Here is a 16,428-nt window from a genome sequence, read left to right as displayed (position 1 = left end):
CTGGTACTAATATTATGGGATTAAATTTAATAACTAGTACAGGCAATTTTTATGATTATACTAGTTTTATATCTCCCTATTTGCTCTCTTCCAATTTCAGTGAACTTAAATAATGAAATTCCAAAATTGTTAGAACAAAGATAATTAACATAAATAAAATATCTGCAAAAAGAATTCCATAATATATGCCCCTTAAACCTGAGATTCTTGAAAAAAATATGATTATTGGCACAGTTAAGATTATACTTCTTAACAAAATTACTACTAACACAGTTTTACCTTTGCCTATAGATATAAAAAGAGTATTGCTAAAGTGTGCTAAAGGCCAGATTGGTATTAGTATCGTCAGAATTATAAAATTTAAAAAATCATCTTCTGTAAAATTAATCCCTGGGAGAATTATACCCAAAAATGTCATTGGAGATAATTGTAAAGGCAACCAAATTAATATTGATAAAATAGTTCCAATGATTGCAAAAGTTAAATATGCTTTTTTTATCCGTCCATAATTTTGTGCGCCATAATTCATTCCGATTATAGGTTGTAATGCTTGCGAAAAACCAATGATGGGAATAAATACAAATGTAGATACTTTAGCTGTTGCTCCAAAGAAAGCAATATCGCTACTTTTGCCGTAGTAAGATATTAAATTAAAAATCACAATATCTTGAATCAACATCGTAACTGGATAAAATAATTGTGATATCCCTACAGATAATATTGCAGGTATTAAGTCTATGGCGATCGCTAACTTTTTAAGATTAACTGGGATGGAACTTTTACCAGAGAAAAAATAAGTTAAGTTGACAAGAGTAGAAACAGCCATCGCAATAACTGTAGCCAGGGCGATCCCTTGAATACCCCAATGAAAGACACTAATAAATATTAAATTTAATAAAATGTTAAGGGTAATAAAAATTAAGTCAAATATAGCTGATAATCTAATGTTACCTTCTGAAATTATCAGCTGGCTAGAAGCTCCCGCTAGTATATAAAATATTGAACCTAGTATATAAGTCTTAAAATATGCCACACCAGCAGAGGCAACTTCACCACTTCCTCCCATGAATACAATTAATTTTTCACCAAAGCTATAGCCAAGGGTTGTGATCACAAAAGCGATCGCTACACCCATCACCACTAAGTTGCCAAATATTTTCGACTGATTTTTAATATTTCCAGAACCAATGGCTTGACTGAGAACAGAACCAGAACCGACTCCAACTAAGGCAGAAAATCCCTCAGCTATACCAGTGAGTGGTAGTGCAAGGGTAATACCAGCCAGAGCTGTTTCACCAATAAATTGACCTGCAAATAAAGCATCAAGAAAATTATTCAAGCTAAACATCAGTATTCCCAGAGTACTGGGAATTGATAACTTAAACATCAGCTTAACAAGATTACCTTGAAGGATTTCATTTGTAATTTGAGATTGTTTTTGTAAAGTCATTTTTTAGTTTTCGGATCATTTCCATTTACTCAACCTTAACCAAACGGCTAACGCGATACTGCCTCACTGCTTCTAACTCCATCTCTTTTGCTGAGTTAAATGCACTCATGACCTCACCACAAACTTCTACTCTGGCTTCATAGGCACCTGATCTACTACCATCTGGAGCTGCAAAGTCAATACGAACTTCTGCCCAGTCAGTATTTTGTCCTTCAGCAACCTCTTTCATCGCCAGCACTTTGCCTGCTTTCAAGTAATCTAGCCAACTCCAACCAAACTGCATCCAAATTTCGCGTTCAACACTTTGCTCAAATTCGCTTAAACCAGTCCATCCTCGGTAGTATTGACGCAAACCAGAAACTGAGCCATTTCGCTGTATTAGTAAATCCAATACATCTGGCTCTAAATGTCCCCACAAGCACCCTTGGGGTAAATCAACTAAGGTAGGAGCAAACTGATGACCACCAAAGTGAGTTGTTTGCCAGACTCTTAACTTTCCATTAGAAGCAGGAGCATATTCTTTACGTAATCGTCGATAGATGGGAGTCCCAAATCTGCCACAAGCAAGATCAACTTGAGCATGGGTACAAACCATGAGTTCACGAATGTGACTCGTTTGTTGTTGATATTGCTGAAACTCTGATAAATCGTTGGGTTGTTGCATTAACTGCTTGAATATTGCTGTCACCAAAGCAGCGGCTTTGCTTTCTGGAACAACAAACTCCTGTTTCTCAAACTGAGCAAATAGCTTTGCAGGGCGGTAGTAGTAGAACAAGCGGGTAAAACCAGGATGAGAATACTCGCGATCGGGAGCAATTAGCATCGGTTTCAACTTGACCTCATGCTTAAAAATTAACTCTTCAAATAAACCCATCAATGACTTAATAGTTGGATTTTCTTGAAAGATTTCTTGCGGCCAAGGTTGTGGAACTTCCATAATCAACCAATTTTCACAAGTACCTGCTGTCCCAATTGGATCTTCTCCATTAGCTTTAGAAACCAAGGAGCAAAAACGACAGTCTGGTGTGAGAAGTTGGTGAATATGTTGAGTTGGCATATTTACTATCTTTGCTATAGTTGTTATTCAAAAAGAATGAAATAGCGTTGAAGAAGAATTCAGAAGCCAAAATTACAAATCAATTATTGTGGAATTAAAATCTGCAAATTCTTACAAAAAAACCTTGGTTTATTCGCAAGCCGTACATAATTAATGCTGATTTATAGCTCCTGAATTTCTTCTTGCAAAATTACTAATCAAATCCCATTCCTTTTTGCATTCCCTTATAAAAATTGTCATAAAAATATTGATGTGGTACTAATCTTTTATACAACGCATATAGCCGAAGTTCCCACAATGATTGTGTGACAAAATATTGTCTTTTTGGTTTCCGAGCTTCCAGAGCCTCCAAAATCGCATTTGTCACTTTTTCAGGTGGTAAACCTGTGCTGCGATTGTCCTCTACCGCACCTTGCATATATATTTTGTAATTTTTGCCATATATAGCTTTAGTATCGGGTGACATATTAGCTAATGTTTCCTGATAACTAGCTTCTACTTTGTCAGCCTGTTCTGGAGTTACTATTCCCCCTGGTAAAATGGAAATAACCTCAATTCCGCTAGAAGTTAATTCCATTCGTAAAGAATCTGTAATTGCCTCGATCGCAAATTTTGAAGCAGATAACAGACTTCTATAAGGTAGAGCTAATCTGCCACAAATCCCACTGATATTGATGATTCGACCTTTGGCTTGTCGGATCATGGGTAAAAATGCTTGGGTAACTGCAATTTGACCAACAACATTTACTTCAAAATTCCATCTGATGTCATCTATTGGAATACATTCTAGTGGCCCATCAACTGCTACAACTGCGTTATTAATTAATGCAAACAATCCTTCATCACCAACCGCCAGTGAGACAAATTCGGTAGCAGATTTAATTTCTTCCGCTTTTGTGATGTCCATAATAATGGGTATTAAATCACCAGACGCAGCCTCTTTAAGTGAGTGTGCGTCTTTCTCTGTGCGGACTCCAGCAAAAACACGGTACCCTTGTTTAGCAAGGGAAAGTGCAGTTACTCGACCTAAACCTGTGGATGTTCCTGTAATGACAACTGTGCCTTTATTACTCTGATTCATATCTATTTACTCCAAAATGAAATGTATTTTTATGCGCGAAAAGCTTTAATTATGCCTACCTACTTATATCAACTGAATAAAAAATTAAATCCAATATCTAAACAAAGTCCGAAACAAGTGGCTTTGACTTTCCTTGATGCTGACGCCGACCATGCATAACCATCTTCACGCCACTCTTGGCGTAACATTGGTCATTGGAATGCTTTGGTCGTTCTGGTTGCTTGTTAACTAGTGTTAATTTATAGTTTGAAAGAATTGTTGCTAACACAAGTTTCATTTGAAATATAGAAAAAGCCCCGGCAATACAACTACGACCACCGCTACCGAAGGGAATAAATTCATAGGGAGAGAATTTTTTTTCTAGAAAGCGCTCTGGCTTAAATTGTTTTGGTTCTGGGTACACATCTTCACGTTGATGTGTTGAATAAATATTGGTAAAGAGTACTGTACCCGGAATTAACTCATACCCCATAATCTCCACTGGGGAGACTACCACCCTTGGCAGCGAGAACATTGAACTTGGGTAAATTCGTAAGGTCTCATTACAAACAGCATTAAGGTAAGGCAATGCTACAATTCTCATCGGATCTGGGTTTTCACCAAGGCTATCGAGTTCCTCAAGCAGTTGCTCACGAACATCTGTTAAATGGTGAACCCAATATAATAACCAGGTAAGCGAATCTGTTGCACCATTATTACTTGCTGATATAGGCAAAAACAGAAGATCGCGCACCTCTTCATCGCCTAACGGTTTACCTGTTTCATCACAAGCAAATATCAAATCAGAAAGCATATCAGTGCGTGAAGGATCTGCTTCCTGGCGGCGTTCTTTGACTTCATTGTATAAAAATTGGAAAATTTCTTTCAGGATATATTTATGGTATCCCCAAGGACTTAGCCGACCTAAATCCAATTGTGTAAAAGGCAATTTCGTTATGATCTCAAACAGGGGAGATTTTTCATATTTCATGCAAGAGGTATATAGATGTTTTATTTGTTCATAGCGCTCTCCTTCTCGTAATCCAATCACAACCTCTATAGCTACTTGCAAGGTGATTTTTGATAACATTTCATTGGCAATGAAAGTTTTTGGAATCGCCTGTTGACTAAGAATTTTTTCCGTGAGTTCACAAATAGTTTTTCCGCTGGCGTTCATCCGCTCTCCATGGTAAGTCTTCATCAATAGAGGACGACGATGTTTGTGAACTAAGCCATCAAGATGAAGGATTCCTTGCTGTCCCATCTGTCCGACTGTAATCGGGGAATCTCCTGGCGGAACACTAGAGATTGTAATTTCTTTCGTATTAGTTAAATATTGCTTGATTCCTGAAGGATTGCAGACGTAAACTATTGGTGTAGAACCAGACATTATGGTGATAATATCGCCATAGCGTTTGTAAATATCATCCAAACAGCCAAGCGGATTAGTGTCAAGTTGCTGACGTAGCAGCCATAAGGGGGTTTTTGGCCCTGGTGGTAGTGTCATAAATCTTATTTACTCCTATGATTTATAGATACTTAGCCAGAAAAAATCAATTCAGAAACCAGAAACTTTAAAAATATATATCAACTGAATGAAAAATCAAATCTACTGGCTAAACTAAACCAGCAGCTAATGGCTGCGACTTTCCTTGATCTTGACGCCGACCACGCATAAGCATTTTCACGCCACTTGCAGGGGAACAAATTAAACCTGCAAATTTTGGACGTTCTGGGCGCTTACTGACCAACTCCAATTGATAGCCTGAAAGAATAGTTGCCAATATTAGTTTCATTTCAAATAGGGCAAAAGTCCCACCAATACACACACGAGAACCACCACCAAATGGCAGAAATTCGTAGGGAGAAAATTGTTTTTCTAAAAAACGCTCTGGTCGAAACTCTTTTGGATTTGGATATAAATCATCACGCTGATGCGTTGAATAAATATTACCAAGAAGTATCGTACCGGGATGTATTTCGTAACCCATTAACTCAATTGGAGATTCTACTAACCTGGGAAATGTAAACAATTGGGTTGGGTAAATTCGCAAAACTTCGTTACAAACAGCATTTAAGTATGGGAGTGCAACAATGCTCATGGGGTCTGGGTTTTGACCAAGACTATCAAGTTCTTCCAATAGTCGCTCCCGAACATTTCTTAAACGGTGAATCCAGTACAAAGACCAACTAATGGCAGTTCCTGAAGCATCACCAGCTGCAAATATAGGCGATAAGAGCAAGTCACGCACCTCTTCATCGCTTAATGTTTCGCCTGTTTCATCACGAGCAAATATTAGATCACCAAGTATATCAGTGCATGAAAAATCTGCTTGTTGGCGACGTTCTTTAACCTCTGTAGATAGCAATTGAAAAAGTTCTCGCCGTAAGTGGAGGAGGTATCCCTGTGGACTCCATTTACCTAAATCTTTTTCTCCGAAAATATTGCTAAAAATTTTAACTATAAGAGATTGTCTATCGAGTTTAAGCAAAGACGCAAATAAATGCTTGATTTTGTTATAACGCTCTCCTTCATGTAAACCGATTACCCGCTCTATACCCACTTGAAAGGTAATATCTTCAATGATTGGGTATGCAACGAAAGGTTTTCCAATCGCTTGTTTACTCATCATCTTTTCTGTGAGTTCGCAGATACCTCGCCCACAGGCTTGCATCCGCGCTCCATGAAAAGCCTGCATTAGGAGCTTACGCCGATTTTTGTGAATTAAACCATCAAGTTGCAGAACTCCTTTTTTTCCGGTTATAAAAGCGAAATCTTGGTTCAATGCACCGCTAGCGCTAATTTCTTTGGTATTGGTGAAAATTTCTTTTATCCCTGAAGGATTACTGATGTAAACAATTGGTGCAGAGCCAGACATTACAGTCACAATATCACCATAACTTTTGGAAATAGCATCCAAATAGCCAAAGGGATCAACCTCGAATTGCAGACCTAGCAACCATAAGGGTTTTTTCGGACCTGGGGGTAGTTTCATCAGTTTCTTTTGCTCCCATTATTGATTACATCGCATACAGCAAGATCGATACAATTTCTCAGGTGTTTGGTTAATTCCTGAATATGAGGCTCAACGAAAATCGAGAAATGATCGCCAGGAACTTCAATGACTTGAATCGGTTGACTAGAATATTTACCCCAACCTAATAAAGGATCATCAGTATTCCACTCTGGATTGTCAAAGTCATGAATAATCTCCTCTTTTGCTCGAAATAGAGTTATGGACTGAGGATAAAGTAGTGGAACATAATCTCGCATGGCTTGGACATCAGATTTGAAAAGTTTGTAGTAGCTGATAAAATCTTTAATTTCTGTATCGCTAAAAATGAAGTTTGCTTTTTTATTAATCAAATGAAGTTGCTCATTTAGTGGCAAATATCGAAGTTCCTCAAAAGGAATGGAAAAATCTATATTGTTATCAGTTTTGATTGATTCAGCCATGCGGAGTAAAAATTTTGCATCATCATCTTTTGTAGATTCAATGCGTGTTTCTGAGAGGATGGCATCGATAACAACTAACAAATCTACTGTTTCACCCTGTCTTTGCAATTGCTGCGCCATTTCAAAAGCAAGTACACCACCATAACAATGTCCACCTAAAAGATAAGGGCCATTTGGTTGTACTTTACGAATTTCTTGGAGGTAGTTATTTGCTGTCTCTTCTAGTGAGAGAAGTTCAAGTTCTGCTTTGTCAGGAGTATGTTCCAATGCATAGAATGGATAATCTTCACCAAGTCTTCTGGATAGGTTAAAGTAATGATTAATACCTCCACCAGCGCCATGCATACAAAAGAAAGGTATTTTGGAACCAGAAGAGTTAATTGCTACAATAGATGAATTAGAATTTTCGTGCGATCGCTGACTGACGATGGCAGCTAGTTTCTCAATTGTGGGATTTTCAAAAAGAGTAGATAGGGTAAGATTATGCCCAAATTTATCTTGAATTTGAGCCATTAAGCGTACAGCTAAAAATGAGTGACCACCCAAATCAAAGAAGTTATCTGTCACCCCAATCTGGTTAGTACTTAGGAGATTTTCCCACAATTTTACTAATGATAATTCTGTAATATTACGAGGAGCAATGAAGGATTTAGTAGTATTTGTCCGAATAACTTCATCTGTGGGAAGAGAACGCTTATCTACTTTGCCATTAGGTGTCAGTGGAAGTGCATCTAATACCACAAAGGCAGATGGTAGCATATAGTTAGGCAATCTCTCTTGCAAAGAAGGCAACAGTTGTGCAGCTATGTCGTGTTTATCTGTAACCACATAGGCAATCAAAGATTGATTTTCTTGATCCTCATTGCTGACAATTACAACAGATTCTTGAACATCTGGATGCTGTGTAATAAAAGTTGCCACTTCACCCAATTCAACTCGAAAACCTCTGATTTTTACTTGTTCATCATGGCGACCCCAATACTCAATACTACCATCATTGAGATAACGCCCTATATCGCCTGTTTTATAAAGTTTATTTCCTGTAATAAATGGGTTATCGATAAATCTTTCCTGAGTTAATTCCAGACGATGTAAATAACCCTTCGCCAATCCGTCACCACCTATATAAAGTTCGCCAACAACTCCTACAGGTGTTGGTTGTAAATTACGATTTAACACATAGACCTGAGTATTATCGATCGGACGACCGATGGGGACACTGTTTGCTTGATCTGATAATAAACTGGTGTCGTAGTAAGTGGCGTTGGCGGAAACTTCCGATGAGCCGTAAAGGTTGATTAGTTTTCCAAATGGTATTAATTCTCGGAAAGTTTTAGCTAATTTAACAGATAGTGCTTCTCCGCTAGTTATCCAAAGCTTGAGTTGCGATAATTTCTGAGTCAAATAACTGTAATTATCTAGAAGTAAGCGCAGTAGTGACGGCACAAGTATAATACGCGTAACTTTATGAGCCGCCAAAGCTTCTATAAATAGCTGTGGATCTAATACAGTTGCATTGCTAATAATTACTGTAGGAATTCCTTTAAGTAAAGGAGCAAAAATTTCCCATACAGAATCTACAAAGCTAATAGCTGTTTTCTGACAACAAATTTCTTCTGGGGCGAAAGGATAAGTTTTCCATAACCAGTGTAAGCCATTTACGGTACCGTGATGAGTGCCAAGAACGCCTTTAGGAGTTCCAGTTGAACCAGAAGTGTAGATAATATAGGCAAGATTATCAGCTTTTGAGATATTGATGGGATTTTCTGGATTTTCTTGAGAAATTTCGTCTTTGTGGATATCTAAGCAAACGGTTTTAGCCAAAGATAATGATAGTTTTTCTAATATTTCCTGATGGCTAATTAATACTGATGCTTGAGAATCAGAGAGCATAAAATTCAGACGCTCAACTGGATAACTTGGATCAAGGGGAATGTATGCACCGCCAGCTTTGAGGATAGCTAAAATTCCCACTACCATGTCTACAGAGCGTTCCAGACATAGAGCAACCAGTGTTTCTTTTGTTACGCCCTGTTTCTGTAAATAATTGGCAAGCTGATTAACGTTATGATTAAGTTGACGATAAGTAACTTTTTCTGACTGGCTAATTAATGCCAAAGAGTCAGGTGTTAGTTCAACTTGTTGCTCAAATAATTGGTGCAGAGATACATCTTGATAGTCTGCACTAGTTTGATTAAATTTAAGTAATAATTGCTCTTGATCAGAAGCAGTTAGTAGCGATAATTCACAGATGTGCTGCTCTGGATTAGCAAGGATATTTTCTAATAAAGTCTGGAAATTGTTAATAAATTGGATAATCGTTGTTGAATCAAAAATATCTGTATTGTACTCCAAACACCCTGTTAACCCCTCTTGGGATTCAGACATTGACAGAAAAATATCTAATTGAGATGTACCACTATCAAACTCTAAAGCACGCAAGGTTAATCCAGATACTTCCTGCACAGATGTTGGAGTATTTTGCAAGACAAACATAACTTCATAAAGTGGATTTCGGCTTAAGTCTCGTTCGGGTTGTAATTCTTCTACAAGCATCTCAAAAGGCAAATCTTGATGTGCATAAGCATCGAGAGTTACCTCACGGACTCGATGTAGTAGCTCGCGGAAACTGGGATTACCACTGAGGTTATTACGTAAAACCAAAGTATTAACAAACAAGCCCAGCAGACCTTCTAATTCGGCTCGGTTACGGTTGGCAATTGGAGAACCAATTACAATATCTTCCTGGTTTGTATAGCGGTATAATAGGATGTTGAATGCTGCCAGCAAACTCATAAATAAAGTGGCATCTTCTCGTTGGCTTAATTGTCTGAGTGCATCAGTCAAGGCTGCTGAGAATGTAAAGTATTGCTTGGCACCAGCAAAAGTTGTGACAGTAGGTCGCGGACGGTCTGTGGGTAATTGTAGTACAGTCAGATCACCGCTTAGTTGTTGCTTCCAATAATTTAATTTGGTTGCAAGGAATTCACCTTGGGTGCGATCGCGTTGCCAAATTGCAAAATCTGCATATTGAATCGGGAGTTCAGATAAGGGAGAAGGCTGATTTGTAGATAAAGCCGCATAGAGTGTTGACAATTCGCGCAGGAACACACCACAAGACCATCCATCCGTGATGATATGGTGCATGGTCAAAAGCAAAACATATTCTTCTTCACTCAAGCGTAGTAAAGTTGCTCTGACTAAAAGTCCTTTAGCTAAATTAAAGGGTTTTGTTGCTGACTCAGCTACAAGTTGTTTAACTTCTCCTTCCCAATCTTTACCAGATAAATGTTCAAGATTAATGATAGGTAAATCCCAAATTAACTTTGGTGTAATTTCCTGTACTGGCTCTCCATTTACAAGCGTAAAATTTGTGCGCCAAATTTCGTGCCGTTTGAGAATTTCATTCAGACTTTGCTGAAGCACTGTAATATTCAGTTGTCCTTTTATATGAAAAGCAATGGGAATATTATAGAAAGAACTCCCGTGGTAAAGTTGGTCAATAAACCATAGTCTTTGTTGGGAGAAAGATAAGGGAATATTTTTAACCAGTTGACGTTTAGGAATAATATCAGCTTGAAATTTTCCTCCCTTCCATTTTTCCAAAAGAGCTTTTTTTGCAGGTGATAAATTAGAGTGATGTTTATCCATTGTTAATAGGTAAATAAAATTGACTAAATTGTTACATCTAATTTTTAAGATAGATAGAGATGTCGCCCAATACAAATCTACATTCTAAAACGTTTTATTTAGAGTAATTATGAGTTAGATGCAGAAGCAAAGATTATTAAGCGACAAGTCTAATAATTAATTAAAATTCATCTTGACTAGTTTACAAACTTTGCAAGTTTACTATGAAGTCAGGGGTGCTTTCTGACAAACAAAACAAGCTATGTCTTCGCTCTCTCCAAAATCTTTGGTATTATAATAATTAAATTCTGTAAAGCCCGCATCTTTTAAAGCAGACTGAACTTCTTCTAGAAAGTGATCTTTTCTTAACCAAACGGTATCTGAACGCTTCCAATTTTTTTCTATCAATTCAAATCCTGTAACTTTGATTTCCCACATTCTTTCTTCGGGTTTGTAGTAGAATAATTCTATCAAGGAGCATTCATCGTTGACACTGACAATATTAAAATTGTTTTTCTGAGCAGCTTCATGTAGCCAATCTGTTATTGGTATGTTGAACACGAACACGCCACCATCTTTAAGTGCAGCATATACGTTTTTGAATACCGTTTTCAAATCTTCATTGTTTTGGATGAAATGGAGAACATCATTTGCTAAAACCGCATCAAAGACGGATGATAACTCAAAACTACGTATATCACTAAGGATAAATTCACTTTCAGGCGCATTTTTTTTAGCGTAGTTTAGCAGCCCTTCAGAAGCATCGATTCCAGTAACTTTATATCCTCTAATGTTAAGCTGTTGCGCTAAATATCCAGAGCCGCAACCAAGTTCAAGAATATGGGCTCCCGCAGGAAGTTGTGATAATAATATTTGCTCTAAAGCAGGTATTATACCTGCTATTAAATCCTCAGGTGTATTCTTGAATTCGTTCTGTAACCGAGCGATGGGTTCATAGTTGGGAAGATTTTTTAGCAGAGACATAAACTATTTTTCCTGTTGTAAAATGAAGGGTTTCAATCAAAGAATTTAGGTACTACTTTTTGACTAGGCTTGTAAATGGAATCTAAATCACGTATACACTTATGTCATTTTGTTTTATTCCTCTACTGTTGTAACTAACTTTATATCTCCGAAAACGTAGTTCAATATCTATTAGTTAAAAGGGCTTCTACCTCTTCTTCAGATAATTCTTCTATTTTTTCCAAGAGAAGTTGCTCAATCATTTCTGCTTGTTTGGCTGGGATCATAGCTTGTAATAAAAGGTCACGCAGTGGTAAATCTACAGGAAACTTTGCTCGCAACCGAGAAACCATTTGAGTTGCAATGAGCGAGTCTCCTCCTAACTCATAGAAGTTGTCGTAAATGCCAACTTCTGCAATCCCAAGTACCTCTTGCCATATTTCCGTAATTTGTTTTTCCAACTCATTTGTCGGAGCAACATAGGAATTAATAAGTTGAGGTCTGGAATAGCGTTGGGATGCATCTAATTGATTGGATAGTTTTAAATTTGCTAGATATTCAAGGTTAAATGCATAATTATGTCTAGCGTTTAAATCTACAGTAGAAACAATAATTTGAGTTCCTTGATTTAGAGAAAATATTCTTTTAAATACTTCTATAATTTCTACTGGAGTAATGGCTAATTCCACACCAGATGCTTGTTCTAGCGTTTTTTGTTCTAGAGGCTGTAATTTATCCCAATTTATAATGTACCACGATAAAGAATTATTTCGGTTGTGTCGGTTAGCAAAGGTATCTATGAAATGATTGGCTGCCGAATATAAACCTAACCCAAATCCTCCTAAAATAGAAGCTAAAGAAGAAAAATTTATCCAAAAATCTAACTTTTTATTCTGAAAAACTTTTTCTAATACAGTAATTTTACGACATTGGAAGTCGAATAAATTTTCTAATTCTATTCTACCAATTTCTGGAATCGAACCAAATATTTGTTCACGATTTATTCCAGTTGAATAAATAACCCCGTTAATTTCTCCAATATTTCCAGATGAAAAAGTTTGATGCATTTGTTCGTAATTAGTTGGATCTACACGTATTATCAAAACTTTTGCACCTAATTTTTCTAATACTAGTAATTGTTTAATTTTGTAACTTACTTCATCTTCTGTAGTGTGACTTGCAAGCCATTGTGAAAAATCATTATTTTCTGGAAAAGCTAAATCCTCAATAAATATTAGTTTTGCTTGTAGAGTTTTTACTAAATATTCAGCAAGCACAATTTCAATAGTTTCTAACCCAGCAGCGAACAGGTAAACACCTTGTTTTCTCAATGGTGTTTTTTCTTCAACTACTGACTCTAAGCGAACTGGCTCAAATGTTTGTACCCAACGATAAGAACCACGATAAGCAACAACTAAGTCTGAGGATCTAGATGTTAACTCACTTAAAAGTTTGTCAATAATATTACTTTCACAGTCTCCTTGTTCTTTCTCTACATCTAGGTGCTTAGTTAAGGCGATATCAATACTTCGACAGGTTATATTAGGATATTCTTGAGAAATTACCTTACATAAACCTAACACGGTTGCTTTCTCTGGATCTATAATTTCATTTCCATTGACTTCTTGAATATGATTAGATACAACCCAAAGTTGCAAGTTTTCCTTAGTTTTCAGCTTTCTAAGGATCTGTGATAAAAACAGCAGACTCTTGAATTCTAAATAGTTCCCTAGTTGACTACTTTCAATATTAGTGATGCTCCATAAGTAAGCTATCTTTTGTGGGGCTTTATCGAATGATATTAATTCTTGAAGTAATACATTATAGTCTTCACTGATGTGTGGATTAATTGTATAAACATCTTCATCTAGTTTATTAAAACCCTCTCCACGCTGAACAATAATAATATTTTTACCTTGAGCTTTAAATATATTAATTAATTTTTGGCTTACTCCCAAATCATCTACAAAAAACAGCCATTGTTCTTGGGTAGATTCTATTTCACCAGAGAATGAATGAGCAACTACAGAGCGTTTCCATGAAGGAACATAGAACCAGTTAGCAATATCTTGTTTATGATCTAATATTGGTTGTTTATTATTTAAAGAAGTCGATGATGATTTGGGATCAATCCAATACCTTTGTCGTTCAAAAGGATAAGTAGGTAAAGGTAGACGATGACGCTGCTCGTGGGTATAAAATCCCGACCAATCTATATCGACACCAAAAAGCCACAATCGACCTAATGTCTGCAACAAAAAGCTCACATCCAATTGTTGCTCTTTAACATGAGGTAAGGAAGTTAATACGTGTTGTTTAGAATTGATGTCTAAATGCTGTGTGGTGAATGTGCTTAAAGTTCGCCCCGGTCCCACCTCCAGAAAAACACCTGCAAACTGCTCTAACAGTTGAGAGATACCATCAGAAAATCTCACAGTTTGTCTTAAATGTTGGCTCCAGTAGTTGGGATTTGTGGCTTGTACATCTGTAATCCAACTACCGGTTACATTGGAAATAAAGCCGATACGTGGTGGATTCAGTTGAACTGTTTTCAGCAATTGCACAAACTCTTCTAATATTGGTGACATCATTTGAGAATGGAATGCATGAGATGTATGCAACAGCCGACATTCAACCCCTTGAGAAGATAATTGGTTTTGTAAGGTGGCGATCGCTTCCTTTGTCCCAGAAACTACGCATGAAGTTCTGGTGTTAATTGCTGCTATTTCTAGAGAGTTTTTATACAACGTCTGTGCATCCAACAGCGATCGCACATCTTTTTCTGGTAGTGGGATTGCCAGCATACCCCCTGGAGGTAACTGTTGCATCAGTTGTCCCCTTTTTGCCACAATGAATAGGGCATCTTCAAGAGAAAATACACCTGCGATCGCAGCTGCGACATATTCTCCGATGCTATGACCAATCATCGCTTCTGGTCGCACTCCCCAAGACATCCATAACTGAGCCAGGGCGTACTCAATCACAAATAACGCTGGTTGAGTGAAGGCTGTTTGTTGTAATTTTTGGCTAGCTGCTTCAATTTCTTCTGATGGAAAGAGTAGATGGCGGATATCAAGACCAAGGTGGGGTTGCAAAATTTCGGCGCAAGTATCTACATGTCTGCGATATATCGGTTCTACTTCGTATAGTTTTCGACCCATATTTGCATATTGTGACCCTTGTGCGGAAAACATGAAAATGACTGGCTGTTCTCTATGTTCCTGACATAGAGTAAAAATTCGTTCCTGCTCCTGTGTTTCTAAAACTCCTACAGCATCTTGAACACTTTGACACACCAATATTCGGCGATGGTTAAAAGCTCTACGACCCACTTTTAAAGTATAAGCAGCATTAGCTAAATTTATATCTTGATGTTCTTTTAAATACGCAGTTAAATTGGTAGTTGCAGTTTCTAAGGCTGTGCTAGTTTTAGCTGAAATTAACAACAATTGCCAAGGTCTAGAGTCATGAGAATATTCAATCTCCGGGGCTTCTTCCAGAATCACATGAGCATTAGTTCCACCAAAACCTAAGGAACTAATTCCTGCTCTCCGGGGAGTATTATGAGTTTCCCACTCAGTAAGTTGAGTATTAACATAGAAGGGACTGTTTACAAAATCAATCTCAGGATTAGGAACTTCATAATGGAGGCTAGGAGGGATTTTTTTATATTTTAATGCTTGTACAGTCTTGATTAGACTTGCTATACCAGCGGCTATATCTAGATGTCCGATATTTGGTTTTACTGAACCGATAGCGCAGAAGCCATTTCTTTTTGTAAAAGCACGAAAAGCTTTAGTGAGTGCAGCAATTTCCACTGGATCTCCAGCAGCAGTTCCAGTTCCATGAGTTTCTATATAGGAAATATCATCAGCATCTATTCCAGCATTTGCCAAAGCTTCTACAATCACTTCAGCCTGACCATTTACACTAGGTGCTGTATAGCTAACTTTCAAAGAACCGTCATTGTTGATTGCTGAACCTTTAATAACTGCATGAATATAATCTTTATCTGCAATAGCATCTTTTAATCTTTTTAAGACGACTATTCCTAGTCCACTACCAAAAACAGTCCCCTGTGCTTTAGCATCGAAGGCTCGACAATGACCATCAGGAGATAGAATGCCGTCCTCCTCATAGAAATAACCTGAATTTTGTGGAACTATAATTGTAACCCCACCTGCTAAAGCGATATCACACTCTTCATCAAGTAGGCTTTTGCAGGCTAAGTGTAAGGCAACTAATGAAGTAGAGCAGTAAGTTTGGATTCCTACACTTGGCCCTTTTAAATTTAATTTATATGAGACATTTGTTGTTAAAAAATCTTTGTTAAAAGTATAGTTATTAGAAATATCTCTAGAATTAACGTTGTTATATATATTATTAAAAAAGTAAGTATTTGTGCTAACACCAGCATATACCCCAATTAAACCTTCATAGGTTTCTGGGTCATATCCAGCGTTTTCAAGAGCTTCCCAGGCACATTCTATGAAAAGGCGATGTTGTGGGTCAATTAGTTCAGCTTCTCTAGGAGTGTAACCAAAAAACCTCGCATCAAAATGCTCAATATCCTCTAATATAGGTGCTGCTTTAACATAATTTGGGTCGCGTAAAATGTCCTCTCCCAGATTTAAATCTATTAAATCTTGATTTGAAAAAAATGAAATTGACTCAACTCTATTTTCGAGATTATGCCAAAACTCATCAATATTTTTTGCCCCAGGTAAACGACCAGACATCCCCACTATTGCTATATCTGGATTTGCCGTTTGTTCTTGTCCTATTTCAGTACTCATGATTTTATCAACCAG

General features: G+C 37.2%; 8 protein-coding genes. All 8 read right to left on the bottom strand.

Annotation, left to right across the window (positions count from 1 at the left end; all coding sequences use genetic code 11):
* Positions 1–76: 76 nt before the first annotated feature.
* Complete coding sequence (locus HWQ44_RS19530; RefSeq protein ID WP_292721884.1) at positions 77–1,450, bottom strand: MATE family efflux transporter; 1,374 nt, start codon at positions 1,448–1,450, stop codon at positions 77–79.
* Positions 1,451–1,475: 25 nt separating this feature from the next.
* Positions 1,476–2,507, bottom strand: coding sequence for a sucrase ferredoxin (locus HWQ44_RS19525; RefSeq protein ID WP_292721881.1), 1,032 nt, complete (start codon positions 2,505–2,507; stop codon positions 1,476–1,478).
* Positions 2,508–2,700: 193 nt separating this feature from the next.
* The gene (locus tag HWQ44_RS19520; RefSeq protein WP_292721880.1) at positions 2,701–3,588 is read right to left on the bottom strand and encodes an SDR family oxidoreductase; all 888 of its coding nucleotides are present in this window, start codon (positions 3,586–3,588) and stop codon (positions 2,701–2,703) included.
* A 97-nt stretch (positions 3,589–3,685) separates the two neighbouring features.
* Complete coding sequence (locus tag HWQ44_RS19515; protein WP_292721877.1) at positions 3,686–5,074, bottom strand: cytochrome P450; 1,389 nt, start codon at positions 5,072–5,074, stop codon at positions 3,686–3,688.
* Positions 5,075–5,183: 109 nt separating this feature from the next.
* The gene (locus tag HWQ44_RS19510) at positions 5,184–6,563 is read right to left on the bottom strand and encodes a cytochrome P450 (protein WP_292721875.1); all 1,380 of its coding nucleotides are present in this window, start codon (positions 6,561–6,563) and stop codon (positions 5,184–5,186) included.
* Positions 6,563–10,675 carry a non-ribosomal peptide synthetase gene (locus HWQ44_RS19505; protein WP_292721873.1) on the bottom strand — a complete coding sequence of 1,371 codons (4,113 nt, stop codon included), beginning with the start codon at positions 10,673–10,675 and terminating at the stop codon, positions 6,563–6,565. The genes HWQ44_RS19510 and HWQ44_RS19505 overlap by 1 nt, the downstream gene beginning before the upstream one ends.
* Before the next feature lie 201 nt (positions 10,676–10,876).
* On the bottom strand, positions 10,877–11,638 hold the full coding sequence (locus tag HWQ44_RS19500) for a class I SAM-dependent methyltransferase (protein WP_292721870.1): 762 nt from the start codon (positions 11,636–11,638) through the stop codon (positions 10,877–10,879).
* 161 nt (positions 11,639–11,799) lie between these two features.
* Positions 11,800–16,413 carry a type I polyketide synthase gene (locus HWQ44_RS19495; RefSeq protein ID WP_292721868.1) on the bottom strand — a complete coding sequence of 1,538 codons (4,614 nt, stop codon included), beginning with the start codon at positions 16,411–16,413 and terminating at the stop codon, positions 11,800–11,802.
* Between the last annotated feature and the right edge of the window lie 15 nt (positions 16,414–16,428).

It is taken from the genome of Nostoc sp. JL34 (assembly GCF_017114945.1).
In the GTDB taxonomy this organism is placed as follows: domain Bacteria; phylum Cyanobacteriota; class Cyanobacteriia; order Cyanobacteriales; family Nostocaceae; genus Nostoc.
The sequence above is the reverse complement of the archived record's forward strand: the minus strand, read 5'-3'. Positions and strand labels throughout refer to the sequence as shown.

What these genes read in the sequence shown, in the direction of transcription:
- HWQ44_RS19525 (WP_292721881.1), bottom strand. Translation starts at nt 2,507, where the DNA reads ATGCCAACTCAACATATTCACCAACTTCTCACACCAGACTGTCGTTTT.
- HWQ44_RS19530 (WP_292721884.1), bottom strand. Translation starts at nt 1,450, where the DNA reads ATGACTTTACAAAAACAATCTCAAATTACAAATGAAATCCTTCAAGGT.
- HWQ44_RS19505 (WP_292721873.1), bottom strand. Translation starts at nt 10,675, where the DNA reads ATGGATAAACATCACTCTAATTTATCACCTGCAAAAAAAGCTCTTTTG.
- HWQ44_RS19520 (WP_292721880.1), bottom strand. Translation starts at nt 3,588, where the DNA reads ATGAATCAGAGTAATAAAGGCACAGTTGTCATTACAGGAACATCCACA.
- HWQ44_RS19510 (WP_292721875.1), bottom strand. Translation starts at nt 6,563, where the DNA reads ATGAAACTACCCCCAGGTCCGAAAAAACCCTTATGGTTGCTAGGTCTG.
- HWQ44_RS19495 (WP_292721868.1), bottom strand. Translation starts at nt 16,413, where the DNA reads ATGAGTACTGAAATAGGACAAGAACAAACGGCAAATCCAGATATAGCA.
- HWQ44_RS19515 (WP_292721877.1), bottom strand. Translation starts at nt 5,074, where the DNA reads ATGACACTACCACCAGGGCCAAAAACCCCCTTATGGCTGCTACGTCAG.
- HWQ44_RS19500 (WP_292721870.1), bottom strand. Translation starts at nt 11,638, where the DNA reads ATGTCTCTGCTAAAAAATCTTCCCAACTATGAACCCATCGCTCGGTTA.